21 protein-coding genes and 1 pseudogene are annotated in these 21,572 nt (G+C 64.1%); 13 read left to right on the forward strand and 9 right to left on the reverse strand.

Features of this window, described 5'->3' with window-relative positions:
- Nucleotides 1-276: 276 nt before the first annotated feature.
- Nucleotides 277-1,272, reverse strand: a complete 996-nt coding sequence (locus tag CCR82_RS07820; protein ID WP_201244822.1) for an aldo/keto reductase — start codon at nucleotides 1,270-1,272, stop codon at nucleotides 277-279.
- A 110-nt stretch (nucleotides 1,273-1,382) separates the two neighbouring features.
- On the opposite strand from CCR82_RS07820, the gene CCR82_RS07825 reads away from it, so the two are divergent.
- The 3 genes from CCR82_RS07825 (at nucleotide 1,383) to CCR82_RS07835 (ending at nucleotide 4,707) form a co-directional block, all read left to right on the forward strand.
- Nucleotides 1,383-2,300, forward strand: coding sequence for a YihY/virulence factor BrkB family protein (locus CCR82_RS07825; protein WP_201244823.1), 918 nt, complete (start codon nucleotides 1,383-1,385; stop codon nucleotides 2,298-2,300).
- Between the two features lie 76 nt (nucleotides 2,301-2,376).
- Nucleotides 2,377-3,075 (forward strand): META domain-containing protein, encoded by a 699-nt coding sequence (locus CCR82_RS07830; protein WP_201244824.1) that lies wholly within the window; start codon nucleotides 2,377-2,379, stop codon nucleotides 3,073-3,075.
- A 99-nt stretch (nucleotides 3,076-3,174) separates the two neighbouring features.
- Nucleotides 3,175-4,707: a protein adenylyltransferase SelO gene (locus CCR82_RS07835; protein WP_201244825.1), complete on the forward strand. Its 1,533-nt coding sequence runs from the start codon at nucleotides 3,175-3,177 to the stop codon at nucleotides 4,705-4,707.
- Nucleotides 4,708-4,714: 7 nt separating this feature from the next.
- Here CCR82_RS07835 and CCR82_RS07840 read toward each other — a convergent pair whose 3' ends face one another.
- The 3 genes from CCR82_RS07840 to CCR82_RS07850 all read right to left on the reverse strand — a co-directional run bounded on the left by CCR82_RS07840 (nucleotide 4,715) and on the right by CCR82_RS07850 (nucleotide 7,910).
- Nucleotides 4,715-7,066 carry a PAS domain-containing sensor histidine kinase gene (locus tag CCR82_RS07840; protein ID WP_242513334.1) on the reverse strand — a complete coding sequence of 784 codons (2,352 nt, stop codon included), beginning with the start codon at nucleotides 7,064-7,066 and terminating at the stop codon, nucleotides 4,715-4,717.
- Between the two features lie 13 nt (nucleotides 7,067-7,079).
- Nucleotides 7,080-7,325, reverse strand: coding sequence for a hypothetical protein (locus CCR82_RS07845; protein ID WP_201244826.1), 246 nt, complete (start codon nucleotides 7,323-7,325; stop codon nucleotides 7,080-7,082).
- 129 nt (nucleotides 7,326-7,454) lie between these two features.
- Nucleotides 7,455-7,910, reverse strand: coding sequence for a cobalamin biosynthesis protein (locus tag CCR82_RS07850; protein WP_201244827.1), 456 nt, complete (start codon nucleotides 7,908-7,910; stop codon nucleotides 7,455-7,457).
- Between the two features lie 21 nt (nucleotides 7,911-7,931).
- Here CCR82_RS07850 and CCR82_RS07855 point away from each other — a divergent pair, with 21 nt between their 5' ends.
- On the forward strand, nucleotides 7,932-9,299 hold the full coding sequence (locus tag CCR82_RS07855) for a cobyrinic acid a,c-diamide synthase CobB (protein ID WP_201244828.1): 1,368 nt from the start codon (nucleotides 7,932-7,934) through the stop codon (nucleotides 9,297-9,299).
- A gap of 6 nt (nucleotides 9,300-9,305) precedes the next feature.
- Here the strand turns inward: CCR82_RS07855 and cbiE are convergent, their stop codons facing one another.
- Nucleotides 9,306-10,529, reverse strand: coding sequence for a precorrin-6y C5,15-methyltransferase (decarboxylating) subunit CbiE (cbiE, locus tag CCR82_RS07860; RefSeq protein WP_201244829.1), 1,224 nt, complete (start codon nucleotides 10,527-10,529; stop codon nucleotides 9,306-9,308).
- Between the two features lie 145 nt (nucleotides 10,530-10,674).
- Nucleotides 10,675-10,896 carry a putative motility protein gene (locus tag CCR82_RS07865; protein WP_201244830.1) on the reverse strand — a complete coding sequence of 74 codons (222 nt, stop codon included), beginning with the start codon at nucleotides 10,894-10,896 and terminating at the stop codon, nucleotides 10,675-10,677.
- 396 nt (nucleotides 10,897-11,292) lie between these two features.
- Here CCR82_RS07865 and CCR82_RS19320 point away from each other — a divergent pair.
- From CCR82_RS19320 to CCR82_RS19325, 5 genes and pseudogenes are all read left to right on the forward strand, one after another.
- Nucleotides 11,293-11,484 (forward strand): annotated as a pseudogene (locus tag CCR82_RS19320) (SLC13 family permease); the annotation flags it as partial.
- Nucleotides 11,467-11,919, forward strand: coding sequence for an anion permease (locus tag CCR82_RS19105; protein ID WP_420827317.1), 453 nt, complete (start codon nucleotides 11,467-11,469; stop codon nucleotides 11,917-11,919). The pseudogene CCR82_RS19320 and the gene CCR82_RS19105, both read left to right, overlap by 18 nt.
- A gap of 122 nt (nucleotides 11,920-12,041) precedes the next feature.
- On the forward strand, nucleotides 12,042-12,419 hold the full coding sequence (pyp, locus tag CCR82_RS07875) for a photoactive yellow protein (protein WP_201244832.1): 378 nt from the start codon (nucleotides 12,042-12,044) through the stop codon (nucleotides 12,417-12,419).
- 3 nt (nucleotides 12,420-12,422) lie between these two features.
- On the forward strand, nucleotides 12,423-13,607 hold the full coding sequence (locus CCR82_RS07880) for an AMP-binding protein (protein WP_242513336.1): 1,185 nt from the start codon (nucleotides 12,423-12,425) through the stop codon (nucleotides 13,605-13,607).
- 136 nt (nucleotides 13,608-13,743) lie between these two features.
- Nucleotides 13,744-14,034: an OmpA family protein gene (locus CCR82_RS19325; RefSeq protein WP_420827318.1), complete on the forward strand. Its 291-nt coding sequence runs from the start codon at nucleotides 13,744-13,746 to the stop codon at nucleotides 14,032-14,034.
- Nucleotides 14,035-14,056: 22 nt separating this feature from the next.
- Here the strand turns inward: CCR82_RS19325 and CCR82_RS07890 are convergent, their stop codons facing one another.
- The gene (locus CCR82_RS07890) at nucleotides 14,057-16,162 is read right to left on the reverse strand and encodes a TonB-dependent receptor (RefSeq protein ID WP_201244833.1); all 2,106 of its coding nucleotides are present in this window, start codon (nucleotides 16,160-16,162) and stop codon (nucleotides 14,057-14,059) included.
- Nucleotides 16,163-16,270: 108 nt separating this feature from the next.
- On the opposite strand from CCR82_RS07890, the gene CCR82_RS07895 reads away from it, so the two are divergent.
- The 4 genes from CCR82_RS07895 (at nucleotide 16,271) to CCR82_RS07910 (ending at nucleotide 20,711) form a co-directional block, all read left to right on the forward strand.
- A complete protein-coding gene (locus CCR82_RS07895; protein WP_242513338.1) occupies nucleotides 16,271-16,480 on the forward strand; it encodes a hypothetical protein in 210 nt (69 codons plus the stop codon).
- A 138-nt stretch (nucleotides 16,481-16,618) separates the two neighbouring features.
- Entirely contained in the window at nucleotides 16,619-17,425 is an 807-nt protein-coding gene (locus CCR82_RS07900; protein ID WP_201244834.1) for a DUF4198 domain-containing protein, read from the forward strand.
- A complete protein-coding gene (locus tag CCR82_RS07905; protein ID WP_201244835.1) occupies nucleotides 17,422-19,473 on the forward strand; it encodes a TonB-dependent receptor in 2,052 nt (683 codons plus the stop codon). The genes CCR82_RS07900 and CCR82_RS07905 overlap by 4 nt, the downstream gene beginning before the upstream one ends.
- Nucleotides 19,474-19,688: 215 nt before the next feature.
- Nucleotides 19,689-20,711, forward strand: a complete 1,023-nt coding sequence (locus tag CCR82_RS07910; RefSeq protein WP_201244836.1) for an energy transducer TonB — start codon at nucleotides 19,689-19,691, stop codon at nucleotides 20,709-20,711.
- Between the two features lie 146 nt (nucleotides 20,712-20,857).
- Here CCR82_RS07910 and CCR82_RS07915 read toward each other — a convergent pair whose 3' ends face one another.
- Together CCR82_RS07915 and CCR82_RS18620 are read right to left on the reverse strand one after the other, a co-directional pair.
- Nucleotides 20,858-21,115 (reverse strand): hypothetical protein, encoded by a 258-nt coding sequence (locus tag CCR82_RS07915; RefSeq protein WP_201244837.1) that lies wholly within the window; start codon nucleotides 21,113-21,115, stop codon nucleotides 20,858-20,860.
- Nucleotides 21,116-21,181: 66 nt separating this feature from the next.
- Nucleotides 21,182-21,571, reverse strand: a 390-nt coding sequence (locus tag CCR82_RS18620) for a GTP-binding protein (RefSeq protein WP_242513339.1), incomplete at its 5' end; no start/stop codon positions are given.
- Nucleotide 21,572: the final 1 nt, after the last annotated feature.

Consider the following 21,572-nt stretch of genomic DNA (forward strand, 5'->3'; position numbering starts at 1 on the left):
CCGCGCTCGTGGAGTCTCGAAACGGGCTTCTGGCCGGGTGCCAGACTAATGCCCGGTCTTTCGATCGTGCAGTTGCCGTCGTCATGCTCCCTCCTCACTGTCATCGGCCAAGGGGTCGGTGCTCGGTGATCGAGCACCGCTTACCGACTACTATAGTCGGTTTACCGGCAGGGATTGTGGTTGACCTTAGGGTTTCCTGGTGGTGCTACTGTTGCACGCGCGGATCTCGCCGCGCTCGCTTGCAGCCTGAGCGTGATTTTCCGCTGGACCAGCCCCTCAGTCACGCGTCCCCGGCGCCATGAACTCAGGCCCGACGGGGTCGGTGACATGCTCCGCAATGAGGGCGTCGATGCGCTCATGTGCGCTGTCGTCGAGCTGCCAGCCGTCGATGCTGCTCACCGCATCGAGCTGCGCCGGGCGGCGGGCGCCCCAGAGCGCGACGCTGTGGCCGGGCTGGTCGAGCAGCCAACGCAGCGCCAGGGCCATGACGTCCTTGCCGGCGTACTCTCGGGCAAAGGCATCGAGCGCTGAGACCGCAGCGAGATACTGACCGAACCGGGGTTGTTGAAATTTCGGGTCCGACTGGCGTAAATCATCGCCCTCAAACGCCCGGTTCGGGGTCATCCGCCCGCTGAGCAGGCCACGGCAAAGCGCGCCATAGGTGACGGTGCCGATGCCGTGCTCGGCGCAATAGGGCAACACTTGACCGCCCAACTCACGCTCGAACAGATTGTAGGGCGGCTGGTTGGCATGCAAGGGCGCGACGGCGCGGAAGGCGTCCATCTGCGCGGCATCGTAGTTCGAGACGCCAATCGCCCGAATCTTGCCGGCTTGCAGCAGATCGTCCATTGCCCGTGCGGTTTCGTCGATCGGTGTCTTCGCGTCCGGCCAATGCACCTGGTAGAGATCGATGTAGTCGGTTTGCAGCCGGCGCAGCGAGTCATCGACCTCGCGCAGGATGCGATCGCGCGTCGCCTCGCGCCAGACCTGCTGATGATCATCGGACCAGTTCAGCCCGCATTTGGTCGCCAGGACCACCTTGTCGCGCAGCCCATGGCGCTGCAGGGCATCGCCGACGATCTCTTCGGAGCGGCCCATGCCGTAGACTGCCGCAGTGTCGATGAAGGTGATGCCAAGATCGATGGCATGGCGGATGGTGTCGATCGACTGTTCCTGATCGGTGCCGCCCCACATCCAGCCGCCAATGGCCCAGGTGCCGAGCCCGATGCGCGACACCTCGATGCCGCTATCGCCAAGGGTGGTGTATTCCATGAGAACTGCCTCTGGGTTGGGTGTCGATGGGAATGACCTGAACACATCGACGATACCCTGACAAGAGGAGGATGACGACGGGTCCCTCAACCTCGGGAGATGAACCTGTGATGGTACTGACAAGGATTGGCTGCCTGCTCTGCTTCGTGCGGCGGGTGCTGCAGCATTTCAGCCGCAATCGCGGCCTGCTGCTGGCCGGTGGGGTCGGCTACAACATCCTGCTGTCGATCATCCCGCTGTTTGCGGTGCTGGCCGTGACGCTGTCGAAGGTCGTCAGCGAGGAGCGCCTGCTCGAGGTCATCGCGCTGCAGGCACGTCTGTTGACGCCGGGGCGCTCGGAGCTGCTGATCGAGATCCTGCGCTCGCTGCTCGAGCAACGCCAGCTGATCGGCTGGGTCGGCTTCGGCGTGATGCTGTTCTTCAGCTCGCTGGCGTTTCGGATGCTCGATGACGCCGTCGCCATCATCTTCCAGCGCCATCGCCGCACCGCCTCACGGCGCCTCTGGGTGGCGGCGCTCCTGCCCTATGTCTATGTTGCCGTGCTCGGTGTCGCGCTGCTTGGCCTGACCGGCTTGGTCGCGCTGTTCAACACCATGGGCCGGCTCGATCTGAGCCTGCTCGGCATGCACCTGCCCCTCTCTGGCGCTGCGGTGTTCGGACTCTGGGCCTCCAGCTTCTTTGGTGTCGCCTTGCTGTTTGCGTCGATCTACAAGATTCTCCCCGTGGTACCGGTCCATATCGGCAGGGCGCTGATCGGCGGCTTGGTCGCCGCCGCACTCTGGGAGCTGATCCGGCTGGCATTGGTCTGGTGGTTCGCCAAGGTGTCGATGGTGAATCTGGTCTATGGCTCGCTTGGCACCGTGGTTGTCTTGCTGCTCTATCTGGAGGCCGCGGCGGTGATCCTGCTGCTGGGCGCACAGGTGATCGCCGAACTGGAGCGGAGCGCCGAGGCTGGACTGCCCTGGCATCAGGAGCCGGAGGGTGACATTGGGAATGACACCGCCCAGCCACCAGCCGAGTGTCTTTGAGCGAGCCTGGTCAGGCATGGCGCTCTGCGGTTAGCATCACCAGCTGCTCTGCTACCCACCGCTTGAGGAATGTGCCGTGATCGACCTGCGCCTACTCGCTTGTCTTGCGCTTCTCGTCGCCGTGCTCAACCCCCTCGCCGCCGAGCCGGCGACGCGCACGCCTTCTGCCTTCAAGGCGCGTGGCAACGAGCCCGGCTGGACGCTCGAGATCAGCGCCGAGCGGCTCAGTCTCAGTCTCGACTATGGCCGCCGCGAGATCGAGGCCGAACGGCCAACGCCGGTTCGCACCGATGGCACAGAGGTCTACCCACTGCCTGAGCATGACCTCAGCATCCACATCAGCGAGCACCCGTGCAACGACAGCATGACCGGCATGCCCTATCCCAGGACCGTCGTGCTCGAGATCGAGGATCGGCGCCTGAGCGGCTGCGGCGGTGAGCCGAGCACCCTGCTCGAAGGCGACGAATGGACGGTCCGCGCGCTCGCCGGCGAGCCGCTGCCCGATGAGGTCTCGGTCACCATCGACTTCCTCGAGAACGACCGTGTCGCCGGCAGCAGCGGTTGCAACCGCTTCATGGGCGGCTATGCGCTGACCGGCGAGGGACTCTCCTTCGGCCAGATCGCCGGCACCAGGATGGCCTGCCCGGAGCTGCAGATGCAGACCGAGCAGCGCTTCCTTGGGCTGTTACAAGAGGTCACCCGCTTCGAGATCCCCTCAGAGAATGAGCTTCTGTTGATCACCAGCGAGGACAAGCGCATCGAGGCCGAGCGCTGATGCCCATTCCGGCAGCGAGCCTGCCATTGACGATGTTCGCGGTTGCCCGCACCCTCGGCCAGGTAAGCCTGACTGCACCACTCGGGAATCGACCGCAACATGAACAGCCTCAGCGACCTTCATAGCCTCGACCACGATGCGGTTGAGACCACAGCAACCTCATTGTTCGCGTTCGACAATAGCTACGCGCGCCTGCCCGAGCACTTCCATGCGCGCATCCCGCCGACACCCGTCGCCGAGCCGGAGCTGCTGCGACTCAACCGCCCCCTGGCCGAGCAGTTCGGGCTCGATGCCGATGCCCTCTCGACCCCCACCGGCGCGGCCATCCTCGCCGGTAACCTGATCCCAAAAGGCGCCGACCCTATCGCGATGGCCTACGCCGGCCATCAATACGCGCAGTTCGTGCCGAGCCTCGGCGATGGCCGCGCCATCCTGCTCGGTGAGCTGATCGACCGCGATGGGAGACGACGCGATCTCCAGCTCAAGGGCGCCGGACGCACCCCCTTCTCCCGCATGGGCGACGGGCGCGCCGCGCTCGGCCCGGTGCTGCGCGAATACCTGCTCGGCGAGGCGATGGCCGCGCTTGGCATCCCGACCACGCGCGCGTTGGCCATGGTCGCGACCGGCGAGGAGGTCTATCGCGAGCGCATCGAGCGCGGCGCCGTGCTGGTGCGCGTCGCCGCCGGCCATGTGCGGGTCGGCACCTTCGAGTACTTCGCCCGCCGCGGCAATACCGAGGCGGTCAAGACCCTGGCCGATTATGTGATCGCACGCCATTATCCCGACTGCGCCGAGACCGGCCAGCCCTATCGAGCCCTGCTCGAGCAGGTGGTCGAGCGCCAGGCCGAGTTGATCGCGCAATGGATGCTGGTCGGCTTCATCCACGGCGTGATGAATACCGATAACGTGGCGATCTCGGGCGAGACCATCGACTATGGCCCCTGTGCCTTCATGGACGCCTTCCATCCGAAGACGGTCTACAGCTCGATCGATCGCTTTGGCCGCTACGCCTGGGATCAACAGCCGCGCATCGGCTACTGGAATCTGACCCAGTTCGCCAACTGCCTGCTGCCGCTGCTGAGCGACGGCGAACACGATGCCAAACAGAGCGCGCGCGCCGCACTCGACACCTACGGCAAGGCGTTTGAATCACGCTACTATGGTGGCTTGCGGAGCAAGATCGGCCTGCTCGATGAGCGGGCCGGCGATGATGATTTGGCGCTCGATCTGCTCGGGCGCATGGCCGCGCAACAGGCCGACTTCACCAATACCTTTCGCGCGCTCTGCGAGGTGGTGGTCGATGATCCGGCGACCGATGCACCGGTGCGGGCGCTGTTCGATGACCCAGCGGCGTTCGATCAGTGGGCGGCGCAGTGGCGCGAGCGCCTCGCCACCCAGACCCAGCCGGAGCACGCGCGCCAAGCGGCGATGCGTGCGATGAATCCGGCCTACATCCCGCGCAATCATCGCGTGCAGCAGGCAATCGATGCCGCCGATGAGGGCGATCTCGCGCCGCTCGATCGGCTCCTCGAGGTGGTCTCACGGCCCTTTGCGGAGCAGTTGGAACGGATCGAATACCGACAGCCGCCGCGATCGGATGAAGTCGTCGAACTTACCTTCTGTGGAACTTGAGAGGCGGTCACTGATGACTGATCGGCATGCGCAGACGCAGATAGGTACGATCCTCGGCATCCGAGGTGCTCATGCTCAACGCAAAGCCCATGGTGTCGGCCATGAGTTTGGCTGAATAAGTGCCAAGCCCCGTGCCATTGGCTTTGCCGTAGGTGCAATATTTGGCGAAAAACTGTTTGCGCATCGGCGCTGGAACCGCGCCTCGGTTGCTGATCTCGAGCCACACCTGGCGATTGGCCCCCTCATCCGCCTCGCCCTCTGACTCACCCTCCCCCTGGCCTTCCTCGCGGATGTCCAGGCGAATGGTCTCGCCAGGGGGTGAGGCCTCGACGGCATTGGTCAGCAGATTGCCGAGCATCGACAGCAGCAGACGCGCATCGGCGGCGACACAACAGGGACTGGCAGCAACCGACTCCAGCGAGAGTGCCTGGCCATTGTGGCGAAGCGCCAGGCGCAGTTGTTTGCGGCTCAGCTGTTCCGCGATGAAGGCGCGGGCAGTCTGCATGATTTTCATCAGATCAACGTGACTCGCGCGGTAGTGGAATTGACCACTCTCCATTTTGAACAGATCGAGGGAGCGATCGATCAAATCGAGCATGTTTTGACCGGATTCACGAATGAGGTCGATATCCTTGCGTTGTTCCGAGCCGAGGCTCTCGTCCATCAGCAGCAGCTCGGGCAGATTGATGATGGCATTGAGTGGTGCTTTCAGGTCGTGGCGCATGATGCGCTCGACATTTTCCCGGGTGCGTTCGAGTTCCTTGCGATCCTTGATGTCCTGCTTGACCGCCACATAGCTCTGCAATACCCCTTGCTCGTCGAATACCGGCGAGATAGCGGCTTCCGCCCAGTACAACTGTCCCTGTTTGTTTTGGTTGGTTATTTCGCCGCGCCAGGTCTCGCCGCGTTCCAGGGTTGCCCACATCTGCGCGTAGAAGGCCTCATCTTGTTCGCCTGACTGCAGAAAACGCGAGTTCTTCCCGATCGCTTCGGCGCTGCTGTAACCGCTGAGCTGGGTGAAATACGGGTTGACATAGAGAATGTCACCCTGGGTATCGGCCACGGTGATCGATACGGGCGCCTGTTCCACCGCCCGCATCAAGGTCCGCAAGCGCGCATCCTGCGCGCGTTGTTCGGTGACCTCGATCGCGATCCCCTCGATCAACTCCAGCTCGCGTTCCTGATCGAAAATCCGGCAGGCATGCACCTCGAGCTGACGCCAGTCAGCGTCCGCGTTCGGGTGGCGAAAGCTCAACTCAAAGCGCGCATTCCCGTCCTGCTGAGACAGCCACAGCCAGTGCTCCTCGCCCACCCTCGCCAGCGACTCGGGCGACCAGTCGGCCAGCTCGCGCCAGGAGCGCCCAATCGCCTCCGCAACGGTGGCGTAGCCGAGCAACGGCTTGCAGCCTTCGGAGAGGTACAAAAGCTTGCCATCGAGCGCATTGGTGAAGAAAAACAGCCGATCCCCCAACTGGGAGGTCAAGCGCGCGAAACGCGCCTGGCTTTCGCGCAAGGCGATCTCGGCTTCCTTACGCTGGGTGATGTCGACGATAAAGGTGACTTTGCGCGGACGACCATCCGCGGCGAAGATTCGGACGGCATCGGCTAGCACATACCGGTTGGTTCCAGTGCGATCGATGACCGCCCATTCACCACGGATCTCTCCTTCCCCGGCGATGAACTGATCATGCAATTCGATCAGTTGTTGGCGCGCCGCCGGATGGACAATTTTGGTGAAATGTTCGCCGATCAATTCAGCCGGCGCATAGCCATAGAAGGTGCAGTAGGCGGGATTGGTGTACTCGAAAACACCCTGCTCGTTGGTGATGCAGAAGGCCAGGGGGGTGGCCTGAATAATCCGCATCATCATGTGCTCGCTGGTGCCATCACCGATGAGCGAGAGCGCCTGATCCGGCTTTGCCTGCTCTGCCAGGCTTAAGCTGTGAATGGTGTCCAGATGCTCCTGCATCCAGGCATAGATGGGCGCGATTTGCTGCCAGACATCTGGGTCCAACAGGTCTGCCAATGCCGTCTGCCAGGCCGCTAACTGCACACCCCAATAGCGGAACTTGAACCCATGCGCCTGATAGGCGGGCAACACCCACAGCATCGTCTCCAGCAGACGCGAGGCATCGTAATCGGCCAAGAGTGAGGCCATGAACAGGCTGTGGTGGCGGTGATTACGGCGCATTTGATCATGATTCGACACACCAATCAGCACATCCAGATCGGGGCGCGCCAGCATCAGCTCATCGACCTGTGCGACGATAAACTCGCGCCGCTCGGCAAATTGATTCGCCGCGGCGGTATCGGGAGGTGTCATCGACGCCAATGAGGCGGCAAGGTCGTGTTTGGTCATGCGAGTCTCGATTCTACCGGGAATATGTCAGGCGTCGGTCATCGGTCTGCTCTAAGGCCTCGAGCTCATCTTGGTGGTTGGCATGGGCCAACGCAATCTGGCGTAAGTCCTCCTGGCACGCGATAAAGGCATCGACCACCTGCGGATCGAAGTGGCCGCCGCGCCCCTCCTGAATGATCTCGACGGCGCGCCGATGGGAGAAGGGCGGCTTGTAGACCCGGCGGCTGATGAGGGCATCATAGACATCGCCCAGTGCCATGAGCCGAGCGGATAGCCGCCGCCGTGTCCCAGCATTCGTGATGGCCGTGAGCGATCTCCTTGGCGAAGCGCAGGAAATGGCGCGGCCCGCCACCGACGGTGTCCTCGGACTAGGACAAGGCGCGATGGTTTATTCTAGCTCCGCTGTCGGGCCGCTCCAAGCCACGGCAATGGTGACCCATTTGCCATCCACCCCTCGATGTGCCTGCTTATCGACCAGCAACTGCGGTGATTCACCTGGCACGCTATTGATTGCCGCGGCCAGCAAGGCGGCGGCCTCGGCAACCGATGCGCTACCGAGCACGCGCGCCAGCCTCGGCGATGGGCGCGCGACCCGCACCGGTGCCAGCTCGGCGGCGCTAAAGAAGCGCAGCGCCCAGCCACGCGCGTGCGCCAGTTGCCGCAAGGCCGGTTCGTCACGCTTGCGCTCGATGCTGGCGAGTGTGCTCACCGCGACTGGCCCCAAGTCGCGCAGTGCCGCATCGACGGCGGCCTCCAAGGTCGCCAGCGCCGTGTTGCGCATGCAGCCGATGCCAAGGGCGAGCGCTGGGGCTCGCGCACGCGAGCAAGAATCGAGTACCGTCATTCGCCTAGAATCGCCAGATGGATGTTGCCATTGACTCGCCACCAAACCGAAACACGCGACAGCGGTGAGCGTCAGTGCCCAGCGCTGTTGCTCAGCGCGACCTCCTCCGGTCAGGGCAAGACCACGCTCACCGCCGCCCTCGCCCGCCATCATCGCAACGCCGGCCGTCGCGTGCGGGTGTTCAAGACCGGCCCCGATTTTCTCGACCCGATGATCCTCGGGCGCGCGGCGGGCTCGGGCACCGAGGCCGAGCCGCTCGATCTCTGGATGGTCGGCGAGGCCGGCTGTCGGCGCGCGCTCTATCAGGCCGCCGGCGAGGCCGACCTGATCCTGGTCGAGGGCGCGATGGGGCTGTTCGATGGTGTTCCCTCCGGGGCCGATCTGGCCGCGACCTTCGGGCTGCCGGTCGCGGCGCTGATCGACGCCCGCGGCATGGGCCAGACCTTCGGCGCCCTCGCGCTTGGGTTGCTGCACTATCGCCCGGGGCTGCGCTTCGCCGGCATCGCCGCCAACCGCGTCGGCAGCGCGCGCCATGCCGAGATGATCCGCGCCGGGCTCCCGGCCGAGGTGCCCTTTCTCGGCGCCCTGCCCCGGCTCGACGAGGCCACCTTGCCGAGCCGCCACCTGGGCCTGGTGCAGGCCCACGAGATCGCAGACCTGGAACAGCGCCTGGAGCGCTTGGCCGAGCGCATCGGCGCCACGGAACTGGCCAGCCTGCCGCCGGCGGTCAGCTTCCACTTCCAGGAACCAGCGCCGGCGGCAGAGGTAAACACCCAGGCGGATAAGGACACGCAGCCGCTCGCCGGGCGTCGCATCGCCATCGCGCGCGATGCCGCGTTCTCGTTCCTGTACGCGGCCAATCTGCGGCTGCTCGCGCAGTTGGGCGCCGAGCTGGTGTTTTTCTCGCCGCTCAGCGACAAAGGCCTGGAACCCGCCGACGCTGTCTATCTGCCCGGCGGCTATCCCGAGCTGCACCTGGCTCAGCTGGCCGCCAACAGCGCGATGAAACAGGCGCTAGGCGCCCATGTCAGCGCCGGGCGAGTGCTCTATGCCGAATGCGGTGGCATGCTCTATCTGCTCGAGCACCTGTGCGACAAGCACGGCCAGAGCGCCGAGATGGCCGGCCTGCTCCCCGGCGAGGGGCGCTTGCAGCCGCGCCTGGCCGGGCTCGGCATGCAGGCGCTCGCGCATCCGGCTGGTGAGCTGCGCGGTCACAGCTTTCATCATTCGACCATGAGCACGCCCGTCGCCCCCCTGCAGCACGGCATCCGCCAGCACGACGGCGCGCCGGGCGAGCCGTTCTATCGACAGGGGCCGATCCGGGCGAGCTATCTGCATCTCTACTTCCCTTCCGCCCCGGCAGCGGCCGCCGCCCTGTTCCTGCCTTGAGGGCGTTTATCGGGCCAGTGGCTTGTCGACGCTCAGCAAGGTGATCGGTCTGGCCGTGCGCCAGCCATCGAAACGCCCGAGTGGCTCGGCCTGGGCGACACTCACGCGCGTCAGCTCGCCGCCGAGGCGCTCGCGCCAGCCAACCAGCGCCGCCTCCGTCTGCAGGGTGACGGCATTGGCCACCAGCCGCCCACCGGGCTTGAGTGCCTGCCAGCAGTGCTCGACGATGCCCTCGACGGTGAGGCCGCCGCCGATGAAGATGGCCTCAGGCGCGTCCAGTCCCGCCAGCGCCTGCGGCGCGCGGCCGGCCACCAGCTCGAGCCCCGGCACCCCGAGCCGCTCGCGATTGTGTTCGATGAAACCGCAGCGCTCGGCATGCGACTCGATCGCGATCGCGCGGCCACTGGCCTCGGCGCGCAGCCATTCGATCCCGATCGAGCCGCAGCCGGCGCCGACATCCCAGAGCAGCTCGCCCGGTCGTGGCGCCAGGCGCGCCAGGGTCAGGGCGCGCACATCGCGTTTGGTCAGTTGGCCATCGTGCGCGAAGGCCGTATCCGGTAGCGCGCTGCGCCGTGACAGCGGGCGCGTGCCCGGATCGGCGTGACAATCGACCGCGACCAGATTGAGCGCCGCACAGGGGCGCGGATCCCAATCGGCCGCGCGGGCGTCGCGGCGCGTTTCATCGGCTCCACCAAGGTGGGCGAAGACGTGCAGCTGGCTGGCACCATAGCCCTGCGCCACCAGCAGCCGCGCCAGCGCCGCCGGCGTGTCGCCATCGGCGCTGAGCACCAGCAAGCGCGCGCCTTCGGCCAAGTAGAGGGCCACGCGCGCGAGCGGGCGCCCGTGCGCTGGCACGATGCGCACTCGTTGCAGTGGCCAACCGAGCCTGGCCGCCGCCAGGCTCATCGAGGAAGGGGCCGGCAGGATGCGCAGTTCATCGAGCGGCAGGCGCTCGGCCAGTTGCGAGCCGATGCCATAGAACATCGGATCACCGCTGGCGAGGACGCAGACCGGCTCGCCCCGGTGCGCGAGCACCTGGTCGTAAGCCTGCGTGAAGGGGCGCGGCCAGGGCCGGCGTTGCTGCCCGGCCTGGGGAGGTAGCAGCGCCAGATGACGCTCGCCACCGAAGATCAGTGTCGCCGCCTCGAGCGCGGCGACGGCCTCGCCACCGAGGCCGTCTCGTCCGTCGTCACCGATGCCGACGACCGTGAGCCAGGCCCGATCGATCATCGCACTACGCGCGTCATCAATGCAAAATGGCAACGAGGGAGGATAGAGCCAGCGCCGCAAGCGGCGCTGGTGAGTGATTTGGCGGAGCTACCGGCTGACCGCCGACGTAGCCCGCATGCGCTCGATTATTCAGGCGGAATGGCGGTTAGGCGTAGGTATTGACTTGGGTGCCAAGGTGACCTTCAGACGCTAGGTTAGAACCAGATTCCGCACCCGAGCCTGCCATTGCCGATTCCATCAAGGCAGCTACCTGCTGCTTTTGATTGTCGAGTGCGTCCTTAAAGATCTCCATCTGAGCCTGTTGCGCGGTCTGCGCTTGGTTCATGATCATTGAGGTGTTGACAGCATTGCCGACGGCAGCATCCATGATGAGCTCCTTTTACGTGTGAGTGATAGACCCAAAGCTAGCAGAAGATCACGCAACACGCAAAAATCGACGATGCCGTAAGCTCAAGGATGTGAATTAGGTCTCAAACAGCAACTCATGATGCAAACGCTCAATCTCATCATCGGCCTCGCGCTCTACCTCGGCCTTGAGTTCGGCACCAGCCCGCTGCTCGGGGATGTCGCAAGCGGGCTATAGCGATCCTGGCCGCGATCGCTTGGCTCTGGCTCAGCGAGGCCCTGCATCTGAGCGTCACCGCGCTACTAGTGCCCTTGCTCGCGACCACGAGCGGGATCATGCCGATGGATCAGGCCTTAGCCGCCTTTGCCAATCCGGTGATCTTCCTGTTTCCTCGGCGGCTTTGCACTCGCCGCCGAGACCGAGCGCAACACGCGCATCTATGTGCTGCTCGGCATCGCCTTCGCGGCCAACATCGGCGGCATCGGCACCCTGGTGGGAAGCCCGCCGAATGCGATCGCGGCCGCGAATACCGATCTCGGTTTCGCTGATTGGCTGATGATTGGCGTGCCTCTGGTGATCCTGAGGCTGCCGCTGATGGAATTCGCCTTGCGCCTGAGCCTGCGGCCGCAACTCACCGGCCGGGTCCAGCCGGTCGGCGAGCCACTGCGCTGGGGCCGAGCGCAGTGGCTGATGCTGCTGGTGCTGTTCGCGATGGCGTTGACCGAGGTGGCTAGCAATACCGCCAGCGCGGCCCTCCTGATCCCGCTGTTCATCGGTCTGGCGCCACAGATCGACAGCATGGCGATCGCCATGCTGGTGGCCTTGGCCACTTCCTGCGCCTTCCTGTTGCCGGTTGCAACCCCGCCCAACGCCATCATCTTTGGCAGCGGCCAGGTGCCACAGGGGGCTATGCTGCGCAGTGGTCTCTGGGTCAGCGCGGCGATTCTACCCTTGCTGTTCGCGCTTGCGGCGCTGCTGGACGCGCGCGCCGGCGGTGTCGCCAACGCGGGTGGTTCCCTTGCAGGCGTGATCTGGCATCACTAGACTCGCTTGCAATGCGCGCTAGCATGGCTCTTCCAGCATGGCAGGCCGGAGAGGCTCGGCTCGTCGGAATCGCCCATGCGACAGGACACCCAACACCAACGACCTGATCCCAGGAGTCAATCGTGGACATCGTACATTTCGGCAGCGACGATATCGAAAATTCCCTCGCCAACATGAGCGATCAGGATCTCGATCAACTGGCATTCGGCGCGATTCAGCTCGATGCCAGCGGCAAGGTCCTGCAATACAATGCCGCCGAGGGCGGGATCACCGGACGCGATCCCAAGAGCGTGATCGGGAAGAACTTCTTCGAGGATGTCGCACCCTGCACCAAAAGCCAGGAATTCCAGGGTCGCTTTAAGGAAGGTGTCGCGAACGGCAACCTCGCCACCATGTTCGAATATGTGTTCGACTACCAGATGAAGCCGACCAAGGTGAAGGTGCACATGAAGAAGGCGCTGGTCGACGATAGCTACTGGATCTTCGTCAAACGGCTCTGAGGCATGCCCCACATGCCTCATGGGTTGCCCGAGGCCGCTTGCGGGGATGTCCTGAGGTCATTGCTGGGCGCGGCCTTATCGGCCCACCGCGGCACCGAGGCCCCACCCGCGTGGGATGCCTCGGCCCCGCTCGATTCGCTGGAGCGGCTGCATCTGGCCGCCAGCGTCAACACCTTCTTCCGCCTGCACGAGACCGGCAGCGAAGACCGCCTGTTGATGCTGCGCGACTTCGATGATTGGGTCGCCTTCGTCGCCGAGGCAACCAGCTCGACCTCAGGTCTGGCCTTCCAAACCTCAGGAAGCACTGGCGCGCCGACCAGCCACGTCCATCCCTGGGCCCATCTGGCCACCGAGGCCGAGGCCCTGCATCAACGCTTGACCAAGGTCGCGCCCATCGAGCGCGTGGTCGCTTGGCTACCGCTCCATCATCTCTATGGGTTCATGCTCGGCGTGGCACTCCCCGAACGGATGGGGCTGCACAGGGTCTGGGTACAGACCGCGGCACCGCCGAGATTACACGCCGGTGACCTGCTGGTCACGGTCCCGCCGCGCTGGGACTACCTGGCGCGTACGCGTCCCGATTGGCCCACGCCGATGCTGGGCGTCTCCTCGACGGCAACGCTCGCGCCCGCGACCCATGCGGCCTTGCTCGGTCAGGATTTGCCTGAGGATCAGAATCTACCTGAGGACCGCACTGGGGGCCTGACCGGGCTGCTGGACATCTACGGCAGCACCGAAACCGGCGGTATCGCGACCCGCTGGCAGCCTGAGGCACCCTATACCCTGCTCGCGCATTGGCAACGCCACGACGCCACCCAGCTCCGGCACAGCAGCGGCGCCATCGTCCCCTTGCTGGATCATACCGCGTGGCTCGATGAGCGTCGCTTGACGCTGGGCGAGCGTTACGATGCGGTGATCTCGATCGGCGGCGTCAACGTCAACCCGACCCATGTCGCCCAACGGCTAGAGGCGCTGGCCAGCGTCGCGACCTGCGCCGTGCGGCCGACCAGCGGCGCCGCGCCGCGTCTGAAGGCCTTCGTCGTTCCCGCCGCGAGCGAGGCCGAGGCCGCCGCCGACATCGCCCGTGCGACGGCCCAATGGCCGGCTGCGGAGCGCCCTGTCAGCATCACCTATGGTGCCGCGCTTCCACGCACCGCATTAGGCAAGCTTAGCGACTGGTCGGCTTGAACAGCGGGCTCATGGGCGCGCGCGAAAGGTCAAACGACGGCGGACCATCTACAGTCGCCCAGTCGCAAACCGACCAACCTCCAGATGCTGGACGTTTGCCAATTCGCGCGCTATTTGTTTCGCCAGTGACAGCGCGATCTTACCGACGACGAACCTACCGACGCTCGATCGCGTCGCAGCGTGGCTCGAGGACCGCCCGGAACTCAGCGTCCGCATCGAAGGCCATACCGACAGCCTCGGTAGACCCGAGATCAATCAGCCGCTTTCCCTGCAACGCGCCGAGGCGGTGCGTCAGGCCCTGATCGAACGCGGGCTGGCGGCCGAACGGGTGGTGGCACATGGCGCCGGCTCCACCCAACCAATTGCCGATAATGCAACGGCGGCCGGCCGGCGCCAGAATCGCCGCGTCGAGATCTACCTGATGTAATCAAGAAGCGCTCGGCGACGCGCTAACCCCCGAAGGGCACACTCAGGCTGAGCCGAACATCGCGCCCCGGACTCAGCGCATAGCCCTTGTAGGTATCGAGGAAATCCCGGTACTCAGTATCGAACAGGTTGCGCACCGCAAGGTCGACCCGGGCCAAGCGGTTGCCGAAAGCCCGGAAGGCGAACCCGAGATCCAAATCCGCCAGCGTATAGGCATCGGTCGAGGCGGTTCCAAAGGGCAGCCGGTCGAACTGCGCGAACGGCTCGCCGGGGGCGGCGTCTTTGGAGGCCGCATGACGCATGCCGAGGGTTAGATAGGGCTCGCGAATCGGTCCCCGCTCGGCGAAGCGATAGGTCGCCTCGAGGCGCAGCGAGTCGGCGGGCAGCAACGGCAGATCATCATCGCTGCGATCATTGGTGCCGCGCACCAGGTCCAGGGTGCCGCCGAACTCGAGCCGATCGGTGACCTGCCAGCGCGCCTCCAGTTCCAGCCCGGTCAGCAGCGCGTCATCCTGCTGATAGGCGAAGACCGGCAAGCCACCCCGCGCCTCCCCGGTGTCTTGCAGGAAGATGTAATCGCTGATGGCGTTGCGATAGACCGTCGCACTGCCCTGTAGCCGGGGCGTATTCCAGCGCAGCCCGAGATCGACGTTGATGGACTTCTCCGGATCGAGGTCGGGATCACCCTCTTGGATGGCCGCGACTCCGCCATGGACGCCATCGGCGTAGAGCTCGAACAGGCTTGGTGCGCGGAACCCCCGACTGACATTCGAGGCGATGGCGACCTGATCGGTGAGCCGATAAACGGCGCCAAGCGAGCCGGTGAAGACCGCAAAATCGTGCGAATCGCGACCGACGAAATCGACCGGCGCCCGGGTCCGGCTGGCGTCGCCGGTCACCGAGTGCCAGTCATGGCGCAGCCCCGCCTGCAGCGTCCAGGCGCCGATGTCCTTGCTCTCGAAGGCGAACAGCGCCAGGTTGCTGACCTCGCCGCCGGGCGCCAGCACCGTGGTGCCGCGCGAGTCTTGGGTCTTGTTCGTGTACTCGACGCCGAGGGTGCCGCCGTCGAATGGGCCGAGCCTGTCATGGATGGCTTCCAGGCGCGCAACATAGCGATCGAATTCCAAATGAACGGTGCCATCGAAACCGGCACTGCGCGGCGTCCCGGCGCTGTTGGCGCGGCGCAGGTTGTTCTGCCAGGACAGGGTCGGCTTCAGCTCCCAGCCCGAGGCGAGCGGCATGGCGCCGGTGAACTGGAGCTCGTCGTTGCGCAGCCAGAGACCGATCCCCTTGCCGGTCGGCAGCAGGAAGTTGTTCTCGTTGTTCCACTGGTTGTAGCGGACGCCGAATTCGCCGATGTCGGTCCGCACGCCGGCACCGAACTGGGCGTTGAGCTGATCGAAATCGGTGAACGGCAGCTCGCCAGTGAACTTGGGATCACTCGGATCACCGGACTCGGCCGCTGTCTTAGCGTTAGGTGTGTTGAGGTCGCCGGCGGAACGGCGCATCACGCCGGCATCCAGGCTGAATCGATCGTTGCTTGCCCGCGCCTTGGCGCCGGTGTCCCATTGGGCATTGTTGCTGTGATAGACGAACAGTGTGTCGGCCATGGCTTCGCTCTCGCCCTCGGGCATGAACACGAACGCCGGCGCCTGCACATCGATCGCACCACCCAGCGCACCCGAGCCATAGAGCAGACTGGAGGCGCCGCGCACCACCTCGATGCGCCCGGCGAGGAAGGGGTCGATGTTCGGCACATGCCGCGCGCCATACTGCTGATAATCGACGCCAACCCCGTTCGACAGCACTTGGATCTGGTTCCCGGTGAGCCCGCGAACCACCGGCTTGCCGACCGTGCTCCCCGCCGTGATCGAGGCGACACCTGGCAAGGCCTCCAGGGTCTCACCGAGCGTGAATCGCTCGCGACGGCGCAGGTCTTCGCCGGCCAGCACATTGACGTTCGCCGCTTGCAACAGCGGATCACCCGGCACCGGCACACCGGCCGTGACTTCGATGGCGTCGAGTTCAACCGACAAGGGTTGATCATCGCTCATCGGCTGGGCGAGCACGGGCGCGGCTATGCCGCCAAGCAGCGACCCGATCAGCAGGTCTAGAGTCACGTTTCGCATCGGGATTGACCTCATCGAACAGCAGCGGGGTTTAGAATCATCAAATGATGCTATAACATACCAATTATGCAACGCCGAAGCAACGGTCGTTGCTTTTTCGACAACGCGGTGACGTCGTTCCTCGGCACCCCCTTCCCGCAGACTCGGCCAACATCCAGTCAGCGGATCGTCCATCCCGGTGTGGTGCTGCTGCACAGTTGGCTGGAGCGCCGCGTCGAGCGTTGTGCGCATCGCATGGAGGATGCTGTCACGCGCATCTTCACCCGTCCCCTCCATGCGCCTGCCCGCGCTGGCGATTCCGCTCATGGGCGGCCATAGCCAAAAAACCATGGAACGGGTGTTGCGAGCGCGACAGCACTCGGTATAGACTTCGGCGCCGATATGATAAATATAAAATTAATATTACATATCGATAATATCGATATCGACGCCACCAAATCAAAGGGGACAGAACGATTGATCACGCTCAACAAAGCCGTGGCCATTCTCGCCACTCAATGGATGCTCATGTCCAGCGGCGCCTGGGCGCACGATTACTGGATCATGCCAAGCGACTTCGATCCATCCCCGGGGACCTTGTTAGAGGCGGGGTTCACCGCGAGCCATCAGTTTTTCGTCGATGAAGAGATCCCAAACATCACCGACTTCCGTGGCTTTCTAGTGCTCCCGGACGGCCGCGAGATTTCCCTGCCCTACCAGCGGATTGCCCCGACCAATGCCAGCCTCCTCGCTCCCATCCTTGGCGAAGGTACCTACACCCTGGGCGCTGTCTCGACGCGACCGGAATATTGGAGCACCACCCGTTCCGGTCACGCGCCGGGTCGCAAGCGCGAGTCAGCGGACGGCATCAGCACGACGGCCTATGTCAAATCGGTCAAGACCTATGTCAACGTCGGGCAACCCAGCGAGGCTTGGCGCGCCCACCTGGGGCATGCGATCGAGATCGTCCCATTGAACAACCCGGCCAGCCTGAAGACCGGCGATAGCCTGACCCTCAAGATCCTGCTCCATGACCAAGTCGCCGCTGGTGCCGAGGTGTATGCGGTTTATGAAGGCTTTGAAAGCAAGGATCACGAGGCGCCCGTCAGCACCACTACGGACGCCCAGGGGCAAGCCCGGATCAGCATCGATCGTCCCGGATTATGGCTGGTCTATGCCCGAGTCGAACGCGAGGCGGCGCCGGATTCGGGACTCGACTGGCACAACGATCGCGCCTACCTGCTGATGAAAGTTGCGCCAAATGGCCAGGAGGCGCGGCCATGATGCACCGACAACCAGGCTTCCAACGGCTGGCGCTCCTGCTGATGCTGCTGCCAGGTCTGACCCTTCCCGGGAGCTTGATCGCCCAACCCCTGATGAGCGAAAGCGGGGCGATCGAGCTGGACGCCATCACGGTCAAAGGGGACGTGCTGCACCGCAACGATATCCCCACCACGGTGAACCGTGTCAATGCGGAACAATTCGAGGACATGACTGCGGTGCGAACCGAAGAGGTTCTCGAGGATGTTCCGGGTGTCGAAATTGGCAATTACAACATGGGCGGTGTCGCCAATGTGATCAAGATGCGCGGTTTCGGCGGCGGTGCCCATGGCGGTGATGTCGCGATCTACGTCGATGGCATTCCGCTCAACGAGGGCGAATCCCACGCCGACGGCTATGCCGACATCAATGTCCTGATCCCCTTGGAAATCGAACAGCTTGATGTGTTCAAGGGACCATCATCCGTCCTTTATGGCAATTTCGCCCGCGCGGGAGCACTGGCGTTTCATACGCGCCAGCGCGGTGAGTACAGCAAGGCCAAGCTCAGCTTTGGCTCTTTCGATACCTGGGACGCCCAAGGTGCCTTTGGTCTCGCATTCGCGCCAGGCGTTTACAACAACACTGCCATCCAGGGCACCCGCACCGACGGCTTCCAGGACAACTCTGCCTGGTCGCGCATCAACGCATCGACGCGCTTCACCTGGGACATCAACGACTATCTGGATGTCGCGCTCAGCTTGCGCGCGCATGAGTCGGACTGGGATGCCCCCGGCTATATCCCCAAGAGCCTGTTCGATGCCGAAACCACCCGTCAAGCGCCCAACGCCGAGGACGATGGCGGCAGCAAGCGCTTCTACAGCGAGCGTTTCGATCTGGGGCTTTCACTGACCGATGACCTGCGCCTGCTGTATTGGGCCTACGCCACCCAGCAGGATTTCACCCGCTTTGCCAAGTTTGGCTACGAGCCGGGTGGGCAGACCGAGCGCTTTTATGATCGCAACGTGTGGGGCACCGGAGCTAGCTTGAATCTCGACACCCTGCTTAGCGGCAAGTCTTTCACCGGCATCCTCGGCCTAGAATACTACAACGAGGACACCGACTGGCGCCGGTGGGATACCTTTAACCGCGTGCGCCTTGATGAAACCCAGGATCGCACCTTCAACATCACCACCTTCTCGGCTTTCGCCCAGGGGGAATGGGAACTCTCGCGTTATTTCCGCCCGACGCTTGGCCTGCGCTATGACCGTTTCGGCGGCAGCTATGACAATCGCGATCCCGGCACCCCGCCCTTCGATCAGGACATGCACGATTACTCGCACTGGAGCCCCAAGCTCGGATTTCGCAGCCTGGTGCTCGACGGCTTGGACCTGCGCGCCAGCTATAGCGAGGGCTTCGCCCTGCCCGATGGCGAGGCCAAGTATCAAAGCGACCCGACAGTTTCCCCCGAAACCATCAAGCAGTATGAGATTGGCCTGACCTACGACCCGAGCGACCAGCTCCTGATCGATATCGCCGCCTTTATTCTGGACACCGAAAATGAGGTCCAGGAGTACCCAATCGACTCCGGCATCTATCGCAACCTCGGCCAGACGCGCCGCACCGGCGTCGAGGCAGCGGTCGAATTGCGCCCACTCGACGGTCTGACCCTGTCTGGCGACATCGCCCTGATCAACTCCGAGATCCGCAACAACAGTGATCCGGCCCTCGACGGCAAGGAGATTGCCGGCATCCCCGGTCAGGTCTCCACCTTGATGGCCGAATACTTATCACCGCAGGGCTTCGGCGGCAAGATCAAGTGGCGTCATGTCGGCAGCTACTACATCGACGATATAAACACAGAAAGCTACGAGGGCTACGATGTAGTCGACCTTGGCGTTTCCTACCAGCGCCACTTTGGCGGCGAGGACGCGCGCAAGTTGCGCCTCGCGTTCGAGGTCAAAAATGTGTTCGACGAATGGTACTCGCAAGCCGTTTGGAACGGCTATGGGACATCAAACTATGCCGTCTCCTGGCCGCGCACCTACTGGGTCAGCATGAATCTCGACTGGTAGCGAATGAGCCGCAAACAACCATGCAGTAGCAAGGCAATCACCCTCCAGTTAGGCGGTGCTTGCCTGCCCCATAGGCGATGCTGACGGGCAGAACTGGGTGAAGGCATAGCCCCGCCGGGGACGCGTTTCATCGGACATTTCGCGCTTTAAGAGAGCACCGTGACACCGTCAGAGGCCTGTGTTTCGCACCTGCGTGCTAGCACAGCTAAGAGACTATGGAACTGCACGCCCGTCATTGGATCATTGCGCTTCTGACCGCCGTCTTGCTGCACGCCGCGCTGGCGCTCGCGCTGGTGCCCCACCGCCCATCACCGGCCGCTGAGCCGAGCGCCATCCTTCTGGAAATCGGCACAGGTGGCGATGGACGTCTCGTTGGCGGCGACGGCAAGCCCGCAGGGGCGCTTTCTGCCGTCGAGCCGGCAGCCGATTCGCTCTTGCCCGCCATGAGTCCGGGCACCGGCTCTGAGCGAGCCACGGCCACGCCAGTGCCAACCACAGCGGCCGCGACTGCGACAGCGGAAACACCGATGACGCCGGCGACGCCGCAACGGCTGATGGCCACCTCCACACACTCGGACGCCGTTGCCCCGCTCACGACACCGCTCGATGAAGCAGAACGGACGCGCGCAAGCCCCCCGGAGGAGCCCGAAGCAATCCGAGCGCAGGCGAAGCCAAAGCCAGCACCAACCCCTGCGAAGTCGAAGCCGCAACCCAAGAAGCCCGAACCTGAGCCCGAACTCCAATCCTCAGCGGCCGACGCGCGCGGCCCACCGGATGCGCCGGCGCGCCCCCAAGACCGAGCACCTGCCACCAAGCCGTCAGCCGGCACGCGCGCATCCAGCTCGGGAAGCCGCGCGGAGCAGGCCAGGACCGGCAGCAATGGCCGGGGTGCGGGTCACGGCCAGCAGGGCACAGGGCGCGGCGGCTCTGGCCATGGCGGAAGCTCATCCATCGCCAGCCAGTATTTTCGTCAGCTCGCGACTTGGCTCAACCGGCATCAGCGCTATCCGGCCCAATCCCGCCGCAGACGCGAGCAAGGGACGGTCAAGGTTCAGTTCACGATCGATCGCAACGGGCGCCTACTGTCGCATCGCATCCTGAGCAGCTCGGGCCACAGACGCCTCGACCAAGAGGCCGAGGCCATGCTCAAGCGCGCATCGCCGTTGCCCGCCATCCCGGCTGCGCTGAATCGCTCGCGGCTCACGGTAACGATCCCGGTCAACTTTAGCCTCCGATAAGCTCAAGCCATGAGCGGCGCCGCCGGCCGCACCTTCATGCGCGTGCGCGGCATCAAGAGCCAGTTCGTTGGCATGCCGATCGGTCCGCAGCCGAACCTCTACGACTTCGAGAACATCGAGACGCTGGAACTCTACAAGGGGTTTCATCAATACTCAGCGGCGGCGCGCTCAAACCACGCAACCACCTGCGCAAGATGCGCAGGCCCGTAGCTGCGTGTGAAGCGCTGCGTTTCCTCTTGCTGCGGATCGCTCAGGATGCTGATCCGCTGCTGGATGTAGTCACGGGTCAAACGCAAACCGCACTTGTGCTCGATGCAATAACGCCAGCTTTCATAGCTTTGCGGGAAGAGCTCTTCCTCGTAACGCGCACGAGTGGCGGGGTCGAGTTTGGGTTCTTCAGTCATCAATCGGCGACTCGAACTCGTCTTGTCCAGGATTGCTTGGAAACGCGCTGAAATCGCAACGGGATCTCATTGCTCAGGATCGCGCACCCACACCGGAAACGGGTCCGGAAATGCACGCCAGGCGGCAGGTCCGGCGGCCAGCTCATCATCAGTCAGCAGGCAATCGTCGAGACGGACACGCATTGCATCGATCTCCAGATGCTGGCCGATGAACACGAGCTGTTGGCGCCGGTCGCCAAAGTCGCCCTCGAAGTCCGACAGAATCCGGACTCGTTGCTCCGGATCATCCGGCCAGTTTGGCTCTGAGACCGCCGACCACCACCAACCTGCCGCACCGTGGCGCACCACCCCGCCCGCTTGCGACCAGTGTCCGGCCAAATCGTGACGACTGGCGAGCCAGAAGTAACCTTTCGAGCGCAGCAGGTTTCCCGGCCAGTCCTGCTGCATGGCGTCGAAN

Source organism: Halochromatium salexigens (genome assembly GCF_016653295.1).
Taxonomy (GTDB): domain Bacteria; phylum Pseudomonadota; class Gammaproteobacteria; order Chromatiales; family Chromatiaceae; genus Lamprobacter; species Lamprobacter salexigens.